Raw genomic sequence first — 16,976 nt, forward strand, 5'->3', positions numbered from 1 at the left:
ACAGGGCGATGGCGCTCCGTCAGATTCGGGCTCCGAACATAGGACGTCCCACGTCCATATTGTCCTGCTATCCAGAAGGCTGGGTGTCGATGAGTCTTCCGGCTCCCCTTACCGGTGTCGTTCCGCCCCTGTGCACTCCGCTCACGCCCACGGGCGAGGTCGACACGCGTTCCCTCGCCGCGCTCGCCGAGCGGCTGATCGACGCCGGGGTGAGCGCGCTGTTCGCGCTCGGCTCCAGCGGAGAGGCCGCCTATCTGAGCGACCGCAGCCGCCGTGCGGCCCTTACGGCGGTCATCGAGGCCGCCGACGGCCGGGTTCCCGTGCTCGCGGGGGCGATCGACATGACGACCGCGCGGGTGCTCGATCACGCCCGTACGGCGGCGGAGCTCGGCGCGGACGGCATCGTGGCCACCGCGCCGTTCTACACCCGCACCCACCCCGCGGAGATCGCCGACCACTTCCGGCGGCTGCGCGACGGCGTGGACAGGCCGCTGTTCGCGTATGACATCCCGGTCTCCGTCCACTACAAGCTGACGCCCTCGATCCTGCTGCCGCTGGCCGGCGACGCCACACTGGCCGGGGTCAAGGACAGCAGCGGGGACGACGGGGCGCTGCGGCGGCTGCTGGTCGAGGTCCGCAGGCGCGGCCTCGCCGAGACCTTCACCGTGCTCACCGGCTCCGAACTGTCGGTGGACGGCGCCCTGCTGGCGGGCGCCCATGGCGTCGTCCCGGGGCTGGCCAACATCGATCCGGCCGGGTTCGTCCGGCTGTACGAGCACGCGCGCGCGGGGCGCTGGGAGCAGGCGGCCGCCGAACAGGACCGGCTGGCCGCGCTCTTCGCCATCACCGGCGCCGGGGATCCCGCCCTCATGGGCGGCAGTTCCTCGGGCCTGGGTGGTTTCAAGGCCGCGCTGCGGCTGATGGGCGTGATCGAGTGCGCGGACACCGCCGCGCCCCAGGTGCCGCTGGGCGAGGCGGCCGTCAAGACCGTACGTCAACTCCTTGAGGAGGGAGGGCTGTTGTCGTGACCGAAGCCGCCAAGGTGCCCTGGTACCGCGAGGTCGCACCCGGTCAGTGGAAGTCCCTGTTCGCCGCCTGGATCGGCTATCTGCTCGACGGTTTCGACTTCGTGCTGATCACGCTCGTCCTGACCGAGATAGCCGACGAGTTCGACCTGAGCACGGCGTCGGCGGCGAGCCTGGTCTCGGGCGCCTTCATCACCCGCTGGCTCGGCGGGGCGGTGCTGGGCGCGCTGGGCGACCGCTACGGCCGTAAGGCCGCCATGATCGTCAGCATTCTGCTCTACTCGCTCGGCACCTTCGCCTGCGGGTTCGCCTGGGACTACATCAGCCTGTTCACCGCCCGCCTGGTGATTGGCATGGGCATGGCTGGCGAGTACAGCGCAAGCGCCACCTACGTCCTGGAGAGCTGGCCCGCCCGGCTGCGCAACCGCGCCTCCGGCTTCCTCATCTCGGGCTACTCGGGCGGCACCATCATCGCCTCCGAGCTCTACAAGTGGGTGGTGCCCCACTGGGGCTGGCGCTGGATGTTCTGGATCGGTGTGCTGCCGGTGCTGGTCGCCCTGTGGGTGCGGCGCGCGCTCCCGGAGGCCGGGGACTGGCACGAGGAGGTGGCGGCGGCGCGGGCGCGGCCGAACCCCTTCCGGCCGCTGTTCGCCGGACGCGCCCGGGCGAGCGTCAACACGGCGCTGGCCGTGGCCGCGAGCGTCGCGCTGTTCCTGGTCTTCACCCCGGCGGGCGCGGGCTGGCGCTGGCCGCTGTCGGTGCTGGCGGCGGGGTGCCTGCTCGCCTTCGCGGCCCAGCTCGGCGGACGGCGCCGCTGGCCGCTGTACGTGTCCCTGATGTGCACGGTCTTCTGTGCGTTCCTCTACAGCTGGCCGATCCAGGCGCTGCTGCCCACCTATCTGAAGGAGCAGCTCGAGTACTCGCCTTCCGAGGTCACCGATGTGATGTTCTACGCCGGGTTCGGAACCATGGCCGGCTGCTGGCTGGCGGGCTTCGTGGGCGACTGGCTCGGCACCCGGCGCGCCTACGCCGTGACCCTGCTCGCCTCGCTGGCCTTCGTCTTCCCGGTGTTCGCGGTACAGGACTCGCTGGTCGGGCTGGGAGTGCTGCTGTTCTTCCTGCTCGCGCTGAGCCAGGGGATCTCCGGCATCCTGCCGAAGTACATCGCGGGCCACTTCCCGACCGGGAGCCGGGCGGCCTCGCTCGGCTTCGTCTACAACACCGGGGCGCTCGGCGGCGCGGTGGCGCCGGTGCTCGGCGCCCATCTGGCCGAGGGCATGTCCCTCGGTCGGGCCCTGGCGGTGCTCACCTTCGGACTGACGCTGGTGGTGATCGTGCTGGTCGGCGCCGATGTGCCGCGCCGACTGGGCCGGCTGACCGATCCGGAGGGCGACGAGGACCATCTCGTGCCCGGACAGCCGCTGACGGTGGCGGGGCCCGACCTGAAGAAGACCTGATCCGAAGAGCCCGGCCGGTGCCACACCCGCCCGCCGCGCGCCCGGTCGGCGCCACACCCGGCCCGCCGCGCGCCCGCACGGCCGAACCCCCTTTCCACTCACGGGGTTTGGGTATCCACAGACCCGGGAGAGGGCTTGTGGAATGCGGGACGCGTTCTTAGCATCGGCGGTGTTACAGCGGTGGTGTCACACGATTGGGGGACGGTATGACGGTGGCGGAGGAAGGGGCGGCGAGTGGCCCGCTGGCCGGGGTGCGAGTGGTGGAGCTGGCCGGGATCGGGCCGGGTCCGTTCGCCGCCATGGTCCTCGCCGACCTGGGAGCCGATGTCGTGCGCGTCGACCGCCCCGGAGGCGCCGGGGGCCTGCGGATCGACCCGGACTACGACCTCGCCAACCGCAACAAGCGCTCGGTGCTGATCGACCTCAAGGCCGACGGGGGTACGGCCGTCGTGCTCGACCTCGTCGAGCGCGCCGACATCCTCATCGAGGGCTACCGCCCGGGGGTCGCCGAGAAGCTGGGCCTCGGCCCGGACGACTGCCTGGCCCGTAACCCCAAGCTGGTTTACGGCCGGATGACCGGCTGGGGGCAGGAGGGCCCGCTCGCCCGGACCGCCGGCCATGACATCGGCTATATCGCCGTCACCGGCGCCCTCAGTATGATCGGCGCCGCCGACGGCCCGCCCGTCGCCCCCGTCAACCTCCTGGGGGACTACGCGGGAGGCTCGCTCTACCTCGTCATCGGCCTCCTCGCCGCCCTGCACCACGCCCGCGCGGGCGGCCCCGGCCAGGTCGTGGACGCCGCGATCGTCGACGGCACCGCCCATCTGACCGCCGTCACCCACGGCATGATGGCCGCCGGCGGCTGGCGGGACCAGCGCGGCACCAACCTCCTCGACGGCGGCTGCCCCTTCTACGGCACCTATGAGACCGCCGACGGCGGCTATATGGCGGTCGGGCCCCTGGAGCGCAAGTTCTACGCGGAGTTCATCGAGTTGCTGGGGATCGCCGACAAGGCCCCGGCCCGCGATGACTTCGACAGCTGGGCCGCGCTGCGCGCCGCCATCGCCGACCGCTTCAAGGAGCGCACCCGCGAGGAGTGGACCGCCGTCTTCGGCGGCTCGGATGCCTGCGTCGCCCCCGTCCTGTCACTGCGGGAGGCCCCGTCCCATCCGCAGCTCGCCGCCCGCTCCACCTTCCTCGACCACGGCGGGATCACCCAGCCCGCGCCCGCCCCGCGCTTCTCCGCCACCCCGGGCGCGGTGCGCCGCGCGCCCGCCCGGCCCGGGGCGGACGCGGACGAGGTGGCCCGCGACTGGGGAGTCACCTCGCTCATCGAGGGAAACCCGTCGTGAGCCCCATGTCTCCGCTTCCGGCCGGCCCACCGAGCCGTCCCCGCCCCAACCCTCCCCCGAAAGGCCGCTGACGTGAGCACCGAAGCGTATGTGTACGACGCCATCCGCACCCCGCGCGGGCGCGGGAAGGCCGACGGTGCCCTGCACGGCACCAAACCCGTCGACCTGGTGGTGGGCCTCATCCATGAGCTGCGGCGGCGGTTCCCCGAGCTCGATCCGGCGGCGATCGACGACGTGGTCCTCGGCGTCGTCAGCCCCCTCGGCGACCAGGGCTCCGACATCGCCAAGATCGCGGCCATCGCGGCCGGGCTCCCGGACACCGTCGCGGGCGTCCAGGAGAACCGCTTCTGTGCCTCGGGCCTGGAGGCCGTCAACCTGGCGGCGGCCAAGGTCCGTTCCGGCTGGGAGGACCTGGTGCTCGCGGGCGGGGTCGAGTCGATGTCCCGAGTGAAGATGGGCTCCGACGGCGGGGCCTGGTTCGCGGACCCGATGACCAACTACGAGACCGGTTTCGTACCGCAGGGCATCGGGGCCGACCTCATCGCCACCATCGGCGGCTACAGCCGCCATGACGTGGACAGCTACGCAGCGCTCTCCCAGGAGCGGGCCGCCCGCGCCTGGAAGGAGGGCCTTTTCGACCGCTCCGTGGTCCCGGTCCGCGACCGCAGCGGGCTGACCGTCCTCGACCAGGACGAGCACATCCGCCCCGGCACCACCCCCGAGACCCTGGCCGGACTGAAGCCGTCGTTCGCCGCCATCGGCGAGGCGGGCGGCTTCGACGCGGTGGCGCTTCAGAGGTACCACTGGGTCGAGGCGATCGACCATGTCCACCACGCTGGCAACTCCTCGGGCATGGTGGACGGCGCCGCCCTGGTGGCCATCGGCAGCCGAGAGGTCGGTGAGCGCTTCGGGCTGACGCCGCGCGCCCGGATCGTCTCCGCCGCCGTCTCCGGTGCCGACCCCACCATCATGCTCACCGGCCCGGCTCCCGCCACCCGTAAGGCGCTCGGCAAGGCCGGGCTGACCATTGACGACATCGATCTGGTCGAGATCAACGAGGCGTTCGCGGCGGTGGTGCTGCGCTTCGTGGACGATATGGGGCTGAGCCTGGACAAGGTCAACGTCAACGGCGGCGCGATCGCCATGGGCCATCCGCTGGGCGCCACCGGCGCGATGATCCTCGGCACGGTGATCGACGAGCTGGAGCGGCGCGGCGGACGGTTCGGGCTGGTGACGCTGTGCGTGGGAGGCGGGATGGGCATCGCGACGGTGGTCGAGCGGCTCTAGAGCGGCCCTGGACGCCCCGGAGTCACCCGGCTCTGGAGTCGCGCGGCCCCGGAGTGGCCCGGCCCCGGAGTCGCGCGGCGCCACAGCCGAGCGGCGCCACTGCCGAGTGGCTCTCAAGACCCCAGTCGCGCGGTTCTCAAGACGCCGCCGTTCCCCTTCCTTCCGGCCCCACGCACCTTCGCCCTGGAGACCTCAGATGACCCACCCCACCACCGCCTCGACCATCCGCTGGGAGCAGGACGACGAAGGCGTCGTCACCCTGGTGCTCGACGACCCCGACCAGTCCGCCAACACCATGAACGCCGCGTTCATCGACTCCCTCGACGCGATCGCCGACCGCGTCGAGGCCGAGCGGGACGCCATCCGCGGCATCATCGTCACCTCCGCCAAGAAGACCTTCTTCGCCGGTGGCGACCTCAACGACCTCATCCAGGTCGGGCCCGACCAGGCCCAGGAGGTCTACGAGAAGAACCTCCGCATCAAGCGCGCGCTGCGCCGGATCGAGACCCTGGGCAAGCCCGTGGTGGCAGCGATCAACGGCGCGGCGCTCGGCGGCGGGCTGGAGATCGCGCTCGCCTGCCACCACCGCATCGCCCTCGACGTCCCCGGGGCCCGTATCGGCTTCCCCGAGGTCACCCTGGGCCTGCTCCCCGGCAGCGGGGGTGTCGTCCGTACCGTACGGCTGCTCGGCGTCACCGACGCACTGCTCAAGTGGCTGCTCCAGGGCACGCGATACAGCCCGCTGCGCGCCCAGGAGGCCGGGCTGGTGCATGACGTGGTGTCCTCCCGCGAGGAGCTGCTGACCCGGGCGCGCGCCTTCATCGCCGCCCACCCCGAGTCGGCCCAGCCCTGGGACGACAAGGACTACCGGATTCCGGGCGGCACCCCGGCCCAGCCGAAGTTCGCCGTCAACCTGCCCGCCTTCCCCGCCAATCTGCGGAAGCAGCTGAACGGCGCCCCCTACCCCGCGCAGCGCAATATCCTGGCCGCCGCCGTCGAGGGGTCCCAGGTGGACTTCGAGACCGCGCAGACCATCGAGGCCCGGTACTTCACCGAGCTGGCCGTCGGCCAGACCGCCAAGAACATGATTCAGGCGTTCTTCTTCGATCTTCAGGCGGTCAACTCCGGTGCCAACCGGCCGCAGGGGATCGACCCCAGCCAGGTCCGCAAGGTCGCGGTGCTGGGCGCCGGGATGATGGGCGCGGGCATCGCGTTCGCGTGCGCCAAGGCGGGCATCGAGGTCGTCCTCAAGGACGTGTCCGTGGAGGCCGCCGCCAAGGGCAAGGCGTACTCCGAGGGGCTGCTGGCCAAGGTGCTCACCAAGGGCCGGACCACCGAGGCCAAGCGGGACCAGCTGCTGGCCCGGATCACCCCGACCGCCGATCCGCGCGACCTCGAGGGCTGTGACGCGGTCATCGAGGCGGTCTTCGAGGACCCGGCGCTCAAGCACAAGGTGTTCCAGGAGATCGAGGGCGTCATCGCCCCGACCGCGTTGCTCTGCTCCAACACCTCCACCCTCCCCATCACCCTGCTCGCGGAGGGGGTGCGGCGCCCCGAGGACTTCATCGGGCTGCACTTCTTCTCGCCCGTCGACAAGATGCCGCTGGTCGAGATCATCAAGGGTGAGCGCACCGGGGACGAGGCGCTGGCCCGCGCCTTCGATCTGGTGCGGCAGATCAGCAAGACCCCCATCGTGGTCAATGACTCCCGCGGCTTCTTCACCTCCCGCGTCATCGGCCACTTCCTCAACGAGGGCGTGGCGATGGTGGGGGAGGGCATCGACCCGGCCTCCGTGGAGCAGGCCGCCGCCCAGGCCGGATACCCGGCCAAGGTGCTCTCCCTGATGGACGAGCTGACGCTCACCCTGCCGCGCAAGATCCGCCAGGAGACGCGCCGGGCGACCGAGGAGGCGGGCGGCGAGTGGCGGCCGCATCCGGCCGACGCGGTCATCGACCGCATGGTGGAGGAGTTCGGGCGCCCCGGCCGCAGCGGCGGCGCGGGCTTCTACGACTACGACGCGACGACCGGCAAGCGCGCCGGGCTGTGGCCGGGGCTGCGCGAGCACTTCGCACCGGGCGGGTCCGGAGACGCCGCGCGTGCGGGCGCCCGCGTCCCCTTCGAGGACCTGAAGGAGCGGATGCTCTTCTGCGAGGCCATCGACACGGTGCGGCTGCTGGAGGAGGGCGTGCTGACCTCCGTGGCCGACGCCAACATCGGCTCCATCCTCGGCATCGGCTTCCCCGGCTGGACGGGCGGGGTGCTTCAGTACATCAACGGATACGAGGGCGGCGTGGCCGGTTTCGTGGCCCGTGCCCGGCAGCTGGAGGCGGCGTACGGGGAGCGGTTCGCCCCGCCCGCGCTGCTGGTGGAGAAGGCGGAGCGCGGGGAGCGCTTCGCGGACTAGGGAGGGCGTCCGGCGGGGACCTGGCGCCTGCGGCGGGCCCACGCGGCGGAGCCGCATATCGGTGCTTCCCCCTCCCCGCCCCTTCCCTCAACTGGGGCTCCGTCCCCCAGACCCCGGGGCCTGGGGGCGGAGCCCCTGCCACGCGGCATAGCCGCAAATCGATGCCGCGGGAAGGGGCGGGGAGGGGAACGGGCCGGTCCGCCCGGCCCGTCAGCGCGTGCCCAGACGGCGTTCCAGCCGCTCGGCCACCCCCGGGCACCGCTCCCGGGTGATGTCCAGGAAGGCCGCCAGCACGGGGGAGCGGTCCTGGGCGCGGAACGACATCACCAGCTCCGGCAGCTCCACCCGCGGACTCACCTCGCACACCTGGACGCCCGGCCGCGCCGCCACCCGCAGACACGCCGGGCCGAGCCCCACCCCGACCCCGCACGAGGCCAGCCCGATGATGGTGTGCGCGTCCCATGCCTCCGTGACCCCACCGGCCCGCTCGGGCACGTCGGCGCCCTCGCCCAGCATCCCGGCCAGCCAGGCGGCGACCGCTGGCTCCTCCTCCGCGGGCGCGACGATCAGATGCTGCCCCTTGAGCTGTTCGAGGCTCACCTTGGCCTGTCCGGCGAAGGGATGGGCGGCCCCGACGACCGCCACCAGATGGTCCCGGCCGACCGTGACCGACACCAGATCCTCGGCACCGGCGCCCCGGGGCGCACCGCGCCCGATGGCGAGGTCCAGCTCGCCCGCGAGCAGCGCCGCCGTGGACCGGCGGGTGGACATCTCCTGAAGCCCCAGCCGCACCTCGGGGCGGTCGCGGATGAACGTGCCCAGCACGGACGGCAGAAGCTCCAGCAGCGCCGAGCCGATGAAGCCGAGCCGCAGCCGCCCCGTCTCGCCCCGGGCGGCCCGGCCCGCGTCCGACACGGCGGCCGACATCTCGGCCAGCGCCCGGCGCGCCCTGGCCAGGAACGCCTCGCCCGCGGCGGTCGGGAACACCCCGCGGGCCGTACGGTCGAAGAGCCGCGCGCCCAGTTCCCGCTCCAGCGCGGCGATCTGCTGGGAGAGCGGGGGCTGGGCGATGCCGAGGGCGGCCGCCGCCCGTCCGAAGTGCTGATGCTCGGCCAGCGCCAGGGCGTAGCGCAGATGACGTGACTCCATCGGACCGAGGATACCCGAGTCGATATTCTGAGGATATCGGCAGCGGGGTTGTCAGATATGAGGGTGGATAACGCCTGGCCGGGCCGGTGGACTGGGTCCATGAGTGCCACGAGCCCCAGAACCCCTCTCACCGATTCCCGCCCCGGCCCGGTTCCGTCCGGCACCGTGTTCGTGCTGGTCCACGGCGCCTGGCACGCCTCCTGGCAGTGGGCGTCCACCCAGCGCGCCCTGGCCCGGCTCGGCGCGGCGAGCCTCGCCGTCGATCTGCCGGGGCACGGCTTCGAGGCCCCGCTGCCCTCGGGACTCCTCCTCCCCGGCCAGCCGGGTCTGGCGACCGAGAAGTCGGCGCTGGCCGGGGTGACCCTGGAGGAGTGCGCGGAGGCCGTCGTCACCGCGCTGCGGTCGGTCCGCCGCTATCCGAAGGTCGCCCTCGTCTCGCACAGCGCCGGTGGCGCCCCCGCCTCGCTGGCCGCGGAGCGGGCGCCCGAGCTCGTCGACGAGCTGATCCATCTGTCGTCCTTCGTCCCCGCCGGGCGCCCGCGCTTCGCCGACTATCTGACGTCCCCCGAGCAGACCGCGACCGCGCGGGGGCAGGGGCTGATGCTGGGCGACCCGGAGGCCATCGGCGCGTTCCGGATCAATCCGCGCTCCGCCGATCCGGGGTATGCGGAGGAGCTGCGGCTGGCCTTCTACGACGACGTTCCCGCCGAGTCCTTCGCCCGCTGGTACCAGGCGCTGAGCCCGGATCTGCCCTTCGCGGTGCCGACCACCCCGATCACCCTGACCCGGGAGCGGTGGGGCCGGATACCGCGTACGTTCATCCGGTGCGCCGAGGACTGGGCGTGCACCCCCGCGATGCAGGACCTGATGATCGCGGAGGCCGACGCGGCCATGCCGGACCAGCCCTTCACGGTGCGGCCGCTGCCGGGCAGCCACTCGCCGTTCGCCGCCCGCCCCGAGGAACTGGCCGCCACGCTCATCGGCGGCCGCTGACCAGGCGGTTCCCCCGGGGCGGACGCCGGGCGGACGTCGGGCGGACGCCGGGCGCCCGGCGGGCCGCCCCGGGCCCGCTCAGTCCGCGTCCTGCCCGTACCAGGCCCGCAGCTCCTGCTTCATCGACCGCTGGAACGCGATCACCAGTGCCTCCACCACCAGCGGCTGCATATGGGCCGACAGCGACTTCTTCGCCTGCATCCGCTCGGTTCCGCTCCCCGACTCGTGATCGCGCTCGGGCCCCCACACCTCGTCCCGGAACAGCCGGCCGAGCTCCCGCGCCGCGGAGCGGGTGTGCTCCAGGACGACCGCGTGGGCGGTGCGTATCGTCTCCAGCTCGATCGGCACCTCCAGCAGTCGCAGCCCCAGATGGAGCGCCTTGGGGTCGATCCGGAACCGATCCGGGTCATCGGTGCGCTCCAGCGCGTCCAGTGCGGCCAGCCGGTCGATGTCCTCCTCGGCGAGCTCCCGCCCGGCCCGCCGGTCCAGCTGCTCGCGGGTCGCCTCCTCGGGGGCGTCCGGGCCCCAGGAGGCGACCAGGGCGCGGTGGATCGCCAGATCGTTCTCGCTCAGATCCGGTGGCAATTGGCTCAGATAGCGCTCGATGGCGGACAGGGTCATGCCGTGGCGCTGCAACTGTTCGATCAGCGCGAGCCGGGAGAGGTGCTCGGCGCCGTAGTGGCCGACCCGGCGCGGGCCGATCACGGGCGGCGGCAGCAGCCCGCGAGTGCTGTAGAAGCGCACGGTGCGCACGGTCACCCCGGCGCGGGCCGCCAGCTCGTCGACGGTGAGGGTGGGTTCCTCGGTGCCGGGGGTGGTCATCGGTCGTGCCTCGCTTCCGCGTCGTCCTGCTCCGCTGTGTCGTCCTGGTCCGCCGTGCCGCTGCCCGATCGGGTTCATCAGTATTGCTGTCGCATCATCGCTGTGAAACCTCCCACCGCCACACGGTGAACACCCGGATCGGTAGGACCTGTTGACGCTCTCTTTACCGATGAATAGCGTGCGACGCCGTTCAGCTGTGTTGGTTTTCTTCCGAATCTGTGAGGCGGGGTCGGATTGAGCTCGGAACGCGGCAGGTATCGAATACGGCGATTGATCGGGGCGGTGCTGGCCATGACCATCGCCGTCGGCCTCGGTCTCACGGCCGCGGACACGGCCGTCGGGAGGTCGCCGGACGCGGGCAAGTTCCCCGCCGATGTGCACACCTACCTCGAGGACCCGGAGCGCACCGGCGAGGGCCAGGAGCCCCCGCACACCTGGCTGCGGCCGGACGGGCCCGACCGCGCGCGGTGGGAGCGCAGCCTGGACGGATCCTGGCGGTTCGCGCTGGCCGACCGCCCGGAGGACGCCCCGAGCGGCTTCTGGAAGGACGGCTACGACGCCTCGTCGTGGCAGCGGGTCCAGGTCCCGCACACCTGGCAGACCGACGACCTCGACCATCCGGTGTTCCGCAACGTCCAGAGCGAGATGTCGCCCGACGATCCGCCCAAGGTGCCCCGTGACACCAACCCGACCGGGGCGTACATCCGGGACGTCACGGTGCCCCGGGACTGGGACGGGCGGCGGCAGGTGATCCGCTTCGACGGGGTCACCTCCGGCTGGTTCCTGTGGATCAACGGCCACTACGTCGGCTACGACCAGGGCGGCTATGTGCCCGCCGAGTTCGATGTGACCGACTATCTGCGGCCCGGCGCCACCAACCGGATCGCCGTCCAGGCGCACCGCTGGAGCGCGGGATCGTATCTGGAGGACTACGACCAGTGGCGCTACGCGGGCATCTTCCGCTCCGTATCGCTGTACTCCACGCCGACGACCCGCATGGAGGACGCGTACGTCACCACCGATCTCGACGCCTCCTACCGGGACGCCACCCTGCGCACCGAAGTGGACATCGCGCGTACCGGAAGCGACAAGAGCGGACCTCATCAGGTCACCGGTGTGCTCTACGACCCCGAGGGGCGTGAGGTACGGCGGCTGACGGCCGCGGAGAAGGCCGGGAAGGCGGAGCTGACCGGGCAGATCGCCAACCCCGCCAAGTGGTCCGACGAGACGCCGAACCTCTATGCGCTGGTGCTCACCCTCCGCGATCCGGAGGGCAAGGCGATCCAGACCGTGCGCCAGAGCGTCGGATTCCGTGAGATCGAGGTCAAGGACAAGCAGCTCACGCTCAACGGCAAACGCATCCTGATCCGTGGCGTCAACCGCGCCGAGACCGACCCGGCCACCGGACGCCACGCCACCCGCGCCCGGATGGAGCAGGACATCCGGCTGATGAAGCGGCTGAACGTCAACGCGATCCGCACCTCGCACTACCCCTCGGACCCGTACCTCTACGAGCTCGCCGACCGCGAGGGCATCCTGATCGACGACGAGATGGAGGTCGAGACCCACAGCCACGAGAACTGCCCTGACGACTGCCTGGCCGAGCGCCCCGAATGGCAGAAGGCGTTCCTCGAGCGCCACCAGGGCATGGTGGAGCGCGACAAGAACCACCCCAGCGTGATCATGTGGGACACCGGGAACGAGGCCGGGCTGGGCAAGGCGCACTACGCGATGGCGAAGTGGACCCGGGCGAACGAGCCCACCCGCCCGCTCTACCACCAGTCCAACAGCCCCGACGGCGACGCCCCCTACGCGGACATCGCCGGACCCCGCTATCCCACCCCGGCCTCCCTGGAGACCAAGGCCAAGACCTTCACCAAGCCCATCGTGATGGGCGAATACGCCCACGCCATGGGCAACAGCCTGGGCAACTTCCGTGAGTTCTGGGAGGTGATGCGCGCCTACCCCAGCGCCCAGGGCGGCTTCATCTGGGACTGGGCCGAGCAGAACATCCGCCGTCCGCTGATCACCACCCCCGACTCCTCCGGCCATGACATCGCCGCCTCCCTGTCCGGCAAGCCGAAGGTGGTCGACGGCTACGGAGGGAAGGGCAAGGCGCTGTATCTGTCCGGTCTTGACGACTTCGTCGAGACCTACCGCGATCCGAAGTTCGACCTCACCGGCACCGCCGTCACCCTCGACGCCCGCGTCAAACCGGCCGAGCCCTGGACCGGGGACTTCACCATCGTCAGCAAGGGCGACCAGTACGTCCTGCGGATGAAGGACGAGGACACCCTCGAATTCACCATCACCAGCGGCGGCAAGCCCCGCACCGTCACCGCCCCCGTGCCCGACGGCTGGACCGGCGCCTGGCACCGGGTCACCGGCACCTACGACGGCAGCGCGCTGCGTCTCTATGCCGACGGTAAGGAGCTCGCCAAGGCCGAGTGGAGCGGGCGCATCGACTACACCGGCTTCGACCTCGGCGTCGGCCGGAACAACGACGCCATGGAGGACGGCTGGACCGGCCGGACCGCCAAGGGCACCATCGACCAGGTCCGGGTCTATGACACGGCGCTCGGCGCGGAGCGGCTGGCCGCAGGCCAGGACCCGGAGCGCGACGCCCTGATCGCCCTGAACTTCGACGACTTCACCCGTAAGGGCAGCTATCTCTCCTACGGGCTCTATGAATCCGGTGTGGACGGCCTGGTCACCGCCGACCGCGACCCGGAGCCCGAGACCGCCCAACTGGCCTGGGTACAGGCTCCGATCCGCATCACCGACCCGGGCGGCGAGGGCGCCCGCACCGGCAAGGTGAAGGTCACCAACGAGCGCGCCTTCACCGGCACCGACGACCTCCGGCTGCGCTGGACGGTGACCGAGGGCGCGCGGACCGTCGCGAGCGGCACCCGCGCCCTGGACGTCGGGGCCGGCGAGAGCGCCACGGTCCAGCTCCCGGCCCCGCCCGCCAACCCCGGTGGCTATGAGCGCCATCTGACCGTACGGGCCGTCACCGCGCACTCCACCGACTGGGCCAAGGCGGGGCATGTGGTCTCCTTCGGCCAGTTCGCGGTCGGCGGCGACAAGGTGCCCGAGCCCGCCCCCGCCCCGGCCGCCGAGAGCCCCGCCAAGGCCGTGGAGAGCGGTGAGGCCGTACGGGTCAGCGGCGAGGGGTTCCGCTACACCTTCGGCAAGAAGGAGGGCACGCTCACCTCGATGCGTGTGGCGGGCCGCGAACTGCTCCGCTCCGGCCCCGAACTGGACGCCTGGCGCGCCCCGATCAGCAATGAGCGCTCCGACTGGGGCACCGCCGAGGGCAAGCGCTGGCGCTCCCTGGGTCTCGACCGGCTGCGCACGACCGTAGACGGGGTCGAGGTGACCCCCGGCGACGACGGCACGGTCACCGTCACCGTCCGCTCCACGGCCGCCGCGCCCGATGTGACCGGCGCGTCCTTCGGGCAGACCGTGGCCTACCGGGTCGACGGCGCGGGCCAGGTCCGGATCCGCCACCAGGTCGAGGCGCACGGCGACTTCCGCACCCTGCCCTATCTGCCCAGGATCGGCCTGAAGCTGAAGGTCCCCGAGCGGTACGGCACCTTCCGCTGGTACGGGCGCGGACCGGTGGAGAACCTCAACGACCGTAAGGACGGCACCCCCATGGGCGTCTGGTCCTCCTCGGTCGAGGACCAGTACGTGGAGTATCTGAAGCCCCAGGACCACGGCAACCACGACGATGTGCGCTGGGCGTCCCTCACCGACCGCGGCGGCGCCGGACTGCTGGTCTCCGGCGACCTGGAGGCGGGCGCCAGCGCGTACGACGAGCTCGACCGCGCCGCCTATCCGCACTTCCTGAAGCGCAACGACGGCTGGAACACCCTGCACGCCGACCACGCGGTCACCGGCGTGGGCGACACCCCCAACCCGGTGCGCGACCAGTACCGGGTGAAGGCCGACGGCGCCTACGACTACACGCTCAGCCTGCGCCCGCTCGACGGCGGCGCGAGCGCGCACACTGGAACAGGAGGGAAGTAACCGCACCACCGATGGACCCATGAGCACGCAGAGCCCCCGCCACACCGCCGAAGGCCACGATCCGCCCCCCGCGGGCGGCATCCTGTGGGCCGTGGCGGGGGAGCTGCGCAGTGTGCTCGCCCTGCCGGCCGCGATGACCATGCAGGTGGCGCATCCGGCCATCGGGGCGGGCGTGGATCAGCACTCAGTCTTCCGCACCGACCCCTGGGGGCGCGGGGAGCGCTCGCTGCGGTCGGTGCAGCTGTGGGTGTACGGCGGCGCGGAGGCCGAGGCGGAGGGCCACCGGCTGCGCAGGCTCCACGCGTCCATACAGGGCATGGACGCGCACGGCCGCCCCTACCGGGCGCTGGACCCGCCCGTCTACGCGTGGGTGCACGCCACCGGCTATCCCGTCTATCTGCGCGCCCAGCGCTATCTGGGCACCCGCCCCTTCACCGCGGCCGAGGAGCGGCAGCTGTACGGGGAATGGCTGCGGATCGGACGGGTGCTGGGCATCGACGAGCGCGAGATGCCGGGATCCGTCGAGGAGTTCTGGCCCTACTACCGAGCGATGGTGCGGGAACGGCTGGAGCCGACCGCCGTCGCCCGTGAACTGGCCGCGCCCGACGCGGCCGTGCCCGCGCCGGACGCGCTGCCACTCCGTCTGCCGTGGCCGCTGCTGCGCCCGCTGTTCACCCGCTTCCGCGCGTTCCTCACCGTCGGGCTGATGCCGCCGGACGCGCGGGAGGCGATCGGGCTGGAGTGGACGCGGGGGCAGGAGCGGCGGCTGCGGTGGTTCGGGAGGGCCACGCGGGTGGTGGTCCCGCTGCTGCCCGAGCGGCTGCGCTATCTCCCCATCGCCCGCGAGGCCCGCCGCCGCGCCCGCGCCGCACGGCCGTGATCAATGGCCTTCCGTGGCCTGGCGCATGATGTGGCACTTGACTTGGCGCCGTCGTAATGTGGCTTTGACCAGGGGATATGCCACGCATAGAGCCACGGTGGTGCCATCAATGGCACATGTGATGCCATGGACCTCACCCGGTACGTCGACAATCTCCGCCAGGAGCTCGCGGTGGCCGCGGACGCGGGCGGCGACGAAGCACGCGCCCTGGCCGAGCGGCTCACCACACCTCTGGAGTCGGCCGTCCGGCTCACCCTGCTCAACGCCCTGTCCGCCGCCATGGACGAGGTGACCCGTGAGCTCGCGCCCGGCTCCGTCAATGTGCGGCTGCGCGGGCTCGACCCCGAGTTCGTGGTGACACCCCCGCCGCTCGCGGTGGGGTACGAGGAGGCCGCGGAGCCGGAGGAGCTGCCGGGCCGGGTGGTGCCGCCCAGGCGCCGCCCATACCGCCGGTCCCCGCCGAGGCCGACGAGGGCGGCACGGCGCGCATCAACCTCCGCCTCCCCACCCATCTCAAGGCCCGGGTCGAGGAGGCCGCCGGAGCCGAGGGACTCTCGGTCAACGCCTGGCTGGTCCGGGCCGTCGCCGCCGCGCTCGAGCCCGCCGAGCGGGCCCGCCCGGCCGCGGCCGCCCACGGCCGCCCCAAGGGCCGGCAGAGCTACAAGGGCTGGGTCCGCTGACTCCGCAGCACTAGCGCACCACCTTCCATCTCACCCGCGCGACCAGCTGGAACGCGTACCACCGCCATGAGGACGGGACAGCCATGCCTGCTTTCGACACACCCGAACCGCTCTCCGTGACCCTGGAATTCGACATGGGCGCCGCCCGGATCACCGCCGGAAAGCGCCTGGACACGGTCGTCGAGGTCCGGCCGCACGACCCCGCCGAGGAGGCCGACATCCGGGCCGCCGAGCAGACCAAGGTCAGCTGCTCGGGCGGCACCCTGATGGTCAAGGGGCCCAAGAAGCGCGGCCTGTTCGGCAAGCCCGGCTCGATCGAGGTGACCATCGAGCTCCCGGCGGGCTCGGAACTCCAGGCCACCTCCCCGCTGGCGGACTTCCTCTGCGAGGGCCGTCTCGGGGACTGCCGGGTCAAGACCTCGGTCGGCGACATCCAGGTCGACGAGGCGGCGACCGCCCAGCTCAGGACCTCGCACGGCGATGTCCGCCTGGCCCGCGCCACGGGAGAGGCCGATGCCGTCGGCTCCGGCCGGGTCGAGATAGGCACGGTCGCGGGCGCGGCCACGGTCAAGAACGGCAACGGGGACACCGTGGTCGGCGAGGTCGCCGGCGAGTTGCGGGCCACCTCCTCCAACGGGCTCATCTCCGTCGGCGTCGCCCATGCGGGAGTGGACGCCAAGTCGGCCAACGGCAGCATCCGGATCGACGAGGCGGTGCGCGGGCAGATCGCGCTCCAGGCCGCCACGGGCGATGTCGAGGTCGGCGTCCGCGAGTCCACCGCCGCCTGGCTCGACGTCCACACCCGGTTCGGCACCGTGCGGCGGGGCACTCGGCGCTGGAATCGGCGGGATGGCCGACGGCGGTACCGGTGGCGGGGGAAGTGATCGATATATCG

The 16,976-nt window shown here is 72.0% G+C and carries 11 protein-coding genes and 1 pseudogene; 10 read left to right on the top strand and 2 right to left on the bottom strand.

The window, feature by feature from the left end; translation table 11 throughout:
* The first annotated feature begins 89 nt into the window (after window positions 1-89).
* From ACJX2R_RS39395 to ACJX2R_RS39415, 5 genes are all read left to right on the top strand, one after another.
* Window positions 90-1,028, top strand: coding sequence for a dihydrodipicolinate synthase family protein (locus tag ACJX2R_RS39395; RefSeq protein ID WP_413103987.1), 939 nt, complete (start codon window positions 90-92; stop codon window positions 1,026-1,028).
* A complete protein-coding gene (locus ACJX2R_RS39400; RefSeq protein ID WP_413103988.1) occupies window positions 1,025-2,482 on the top strand; it encodes a sialate:H+ symport family MFS transporter in 1,458 nt (485 codons plus the stop codon). The genes ACJX2R_RS39395 and ACJX2R_RS39400 overlap by 4 nt, the downstream gene beginning before the upstream one ends.
* A gap of 206 nt (window positions 2,483-2,688) precedes the next feature.
* Window positions 2,689-3,834 (top strand): CaiB/BaiF CoA transferase family protein, encoded by a 1,146-nt coding sequence (locus ACJX2R_RS39405; RefSeq protein ID WP_413103989.1) that lies wholly within the window; start codon window positions 2,689-2,691, stop codon window positions 3,832-3,834.
* Window positions 3,835-3,906: 72 nt separating this feature from the next.
* Window positions 3,907-5,121, top strand: a complete 1,215-nt coding sequence (locus ACJX2R_RS39410; RefSeq protein ID WP_413103990.1) for an acetyl-CoA C-acetyltransferase — start codon at window positions 3,907-3,909, stop codon at window positions 5,119-5,121.
* Window positions 5,122-5,317: 196 nt separating this feature from the next.
* Window positions 5,318-7,525, top strand: a complete 2,208-nt coding sequence (locus ACJX2R_RS39415; RefSeq protein ID WP_413103991.1) for a 3-hydroxyacyl-CoA dehydrogenase NAD-binding domain-containing protein — start codon at window positions 5,318-5,320, stop codon at window positions 7,523-7,525.
* A 210-nt stretch (window positions 7,526-7,735) separates the two neighbouring features.
* Here ACJX2R_RS39415 and ACJX2R_RS39420 read toward each other — a convergent pair whose 3' ends face one another.
* Window positions 7,736-8,674, bottom strand: coding sequence for a LysR family transcriptional regulator (locus ACJX2R_RS39420; protein WP_413103992.1), 939 nt, complete (start codon window positions 8,672-8,674; stop codon window positions 7,736-7,738).
* A 99-nt stretch (window positions 8,675-8,773) separates the two neighbouring features.
* Between ACJX2R_RS39420 and ACJX2R_RS39425 the strand changes: the two genes are divergently transcribed.
* Entirely contained in the window at window positions 8,774-9,667 is an 894-nt protein-coding gene (locus ACJX2R_RS39425; protein ID WP_413103993.1) for an alpha/beta hydrolase, read from the top strand.
* A gap of 78 nt (window positions 9,668-9,745) precedes the next feature.
* On the opposite strand, the gene ACJX2R_RS39430 is transcribed toward ACJX2R_RS39425, so the two are convergent.
* Complete coding sequence (locus tag ACJX2R_RS39430; protein WP_413103994.1) at window positions 9,746-10,489, bottom strand: MerR family transcriptional regulator; 744 nt, start codon at window positions 10,487-10,489, stop codon at window positions 9,746-9,748.
* Window positions 10,490-10,780: 291 nt separating this feature from the next.
* Here ACJX2R_RS39430 and ACJX2R_RS39435 point away from each other — a divergent pair, with 291 nt between their 5' ends.
* The 4 genes and pseudogenes from ACJX2R_RS39435 (at window position 10,781) to ACJX2R_RS39450 (ending at window position 16,965) form a co-directional block, all read left to right on the top strand.
* On the top strand, window positions 10,781-14,521 hold the full coding sequence (locus ACJX2R_RS39435; RefSeq protein WP_413103995.1) for a glycoside hydrolase family 2 TIM barrel-domain containing protein: 3,741 nt from the start codon (window positions 10,781-10,783) through the stop codon (window positions 14,519-14,521).
* Between the two features lie 19 nt (window positions 14,522-14,540).
* Window positions 14,541-15,401 carry an oxygenase MpaB family protein gene (locus tag ACJX2R_RS39440; protein ID WP_413103996.1) on the top strand — a complete coding sequence of 287 codons (861 nt, stop codon included), beginning with the start codon at window positions 14,541-14,543 and terminating at the stop codon, window positions 15,399-15,401.
* Window positions 15,402-15,527: 126 nt separating this feature from the next.
* Window positions 15,528-16,081, top strand: a pseudogene (locus ACJX2R_RS39445) (toxin-antitoxin system HicB family antitoxin).
* Between the two features lie 83 nt (window positions 16,082-16,164).
* Window positions 16,165-16,965, top strand: coding sequence for a DUF4097 family beta strand repeat-containing protein (locus tag ACJX2R_RS39450; RefSeq protein WP_413103997.1), 801 nt, complete (start codon window positions 16,165-16,167; stop codon window positions 16,963-16,965).
* Window positions 16,966-16,976: the final 11 nt, after the last annotated feature.

The organism is Streptomyces sp. Inha503 (genome assembly GCF_047215865.1).
Taxonomy (GTDB): domain Bacteria; phylum Actinomycetota; class Actinomycetes; order Streptomycetales; family Streptomycetaceae; genus Streptomyces; species Streptomyces lycopersici.

Excerpts from the sequence above, each read along its gene's own strand:
- ACJX2R_RS39435 (WP_413103995.1), top strand. The coding sequence starts at position 10,781 with ATGACCATCGCCGTCGGCCTCGGTCTCACGGCCGCGGACACGGCCGTC.
- ACJX2R_RS39450 (WP_413103997.1), top strand. The coding sequence starts at position 16,165 with ATGCCTGCTTTCGACACACCCGAACCGCTCTCCGTGACCCTGGAATTC.
- ACJX2R_RS39430 (WP_413103994.1), bottom strand. The coding sequence starts at position 10,489 with ATGACCACCCCCGGCACCGAGGAACCCACCCTCACCGTCGACGAGCTG.
- ACJX2R_RS39395 (WP_413103987.1), top strand. The coding sequence starts at position 90 with ATGAGTCTTCCGGCTCCCCTTACCGGTGTCGTTCCGCCCCTGTGCACT.
- ACJX2R_RS39425 (WP_413103993.1), top strand. The coding sequence starts at position 8,774 with ATGAGTGCCACGAGCCCCAGAACCCCTCTCACCGATTCCCGCCCCGGC.
- ACJX2R_RS39405 (WP_413103989.1), top strand. The coding sequence starts at position 2,689 with ATGACGGTGGCGGAGGAAGGGGCGGCGAGTGGCCCGCTGGCCGGGGTG.
- ACJX2R_RS39415 (WP_413103991.1), top strand. The coding sequence starts at position 5,318 with ATGACCCACCCCACCACCGCCTCGACCATCCGCTGGGAGCAGGACGAC.
- ACJX2R_RS39440 (WP_413103996.1), top strand. The coding sequence starts at position 14,541 with ATGAGCACGCAGAGCCCCCGCCACACCGCCGAAGGCCACGATCCGCCC.
- ACJX2R_RS39420 (WP_413103992.1), bottom strand. The coding sequence starts at position 8,674 with ATGGAGTCACGTCATCTGCGCTACGCCCTGGCGCTGGCCGAGCATCAG.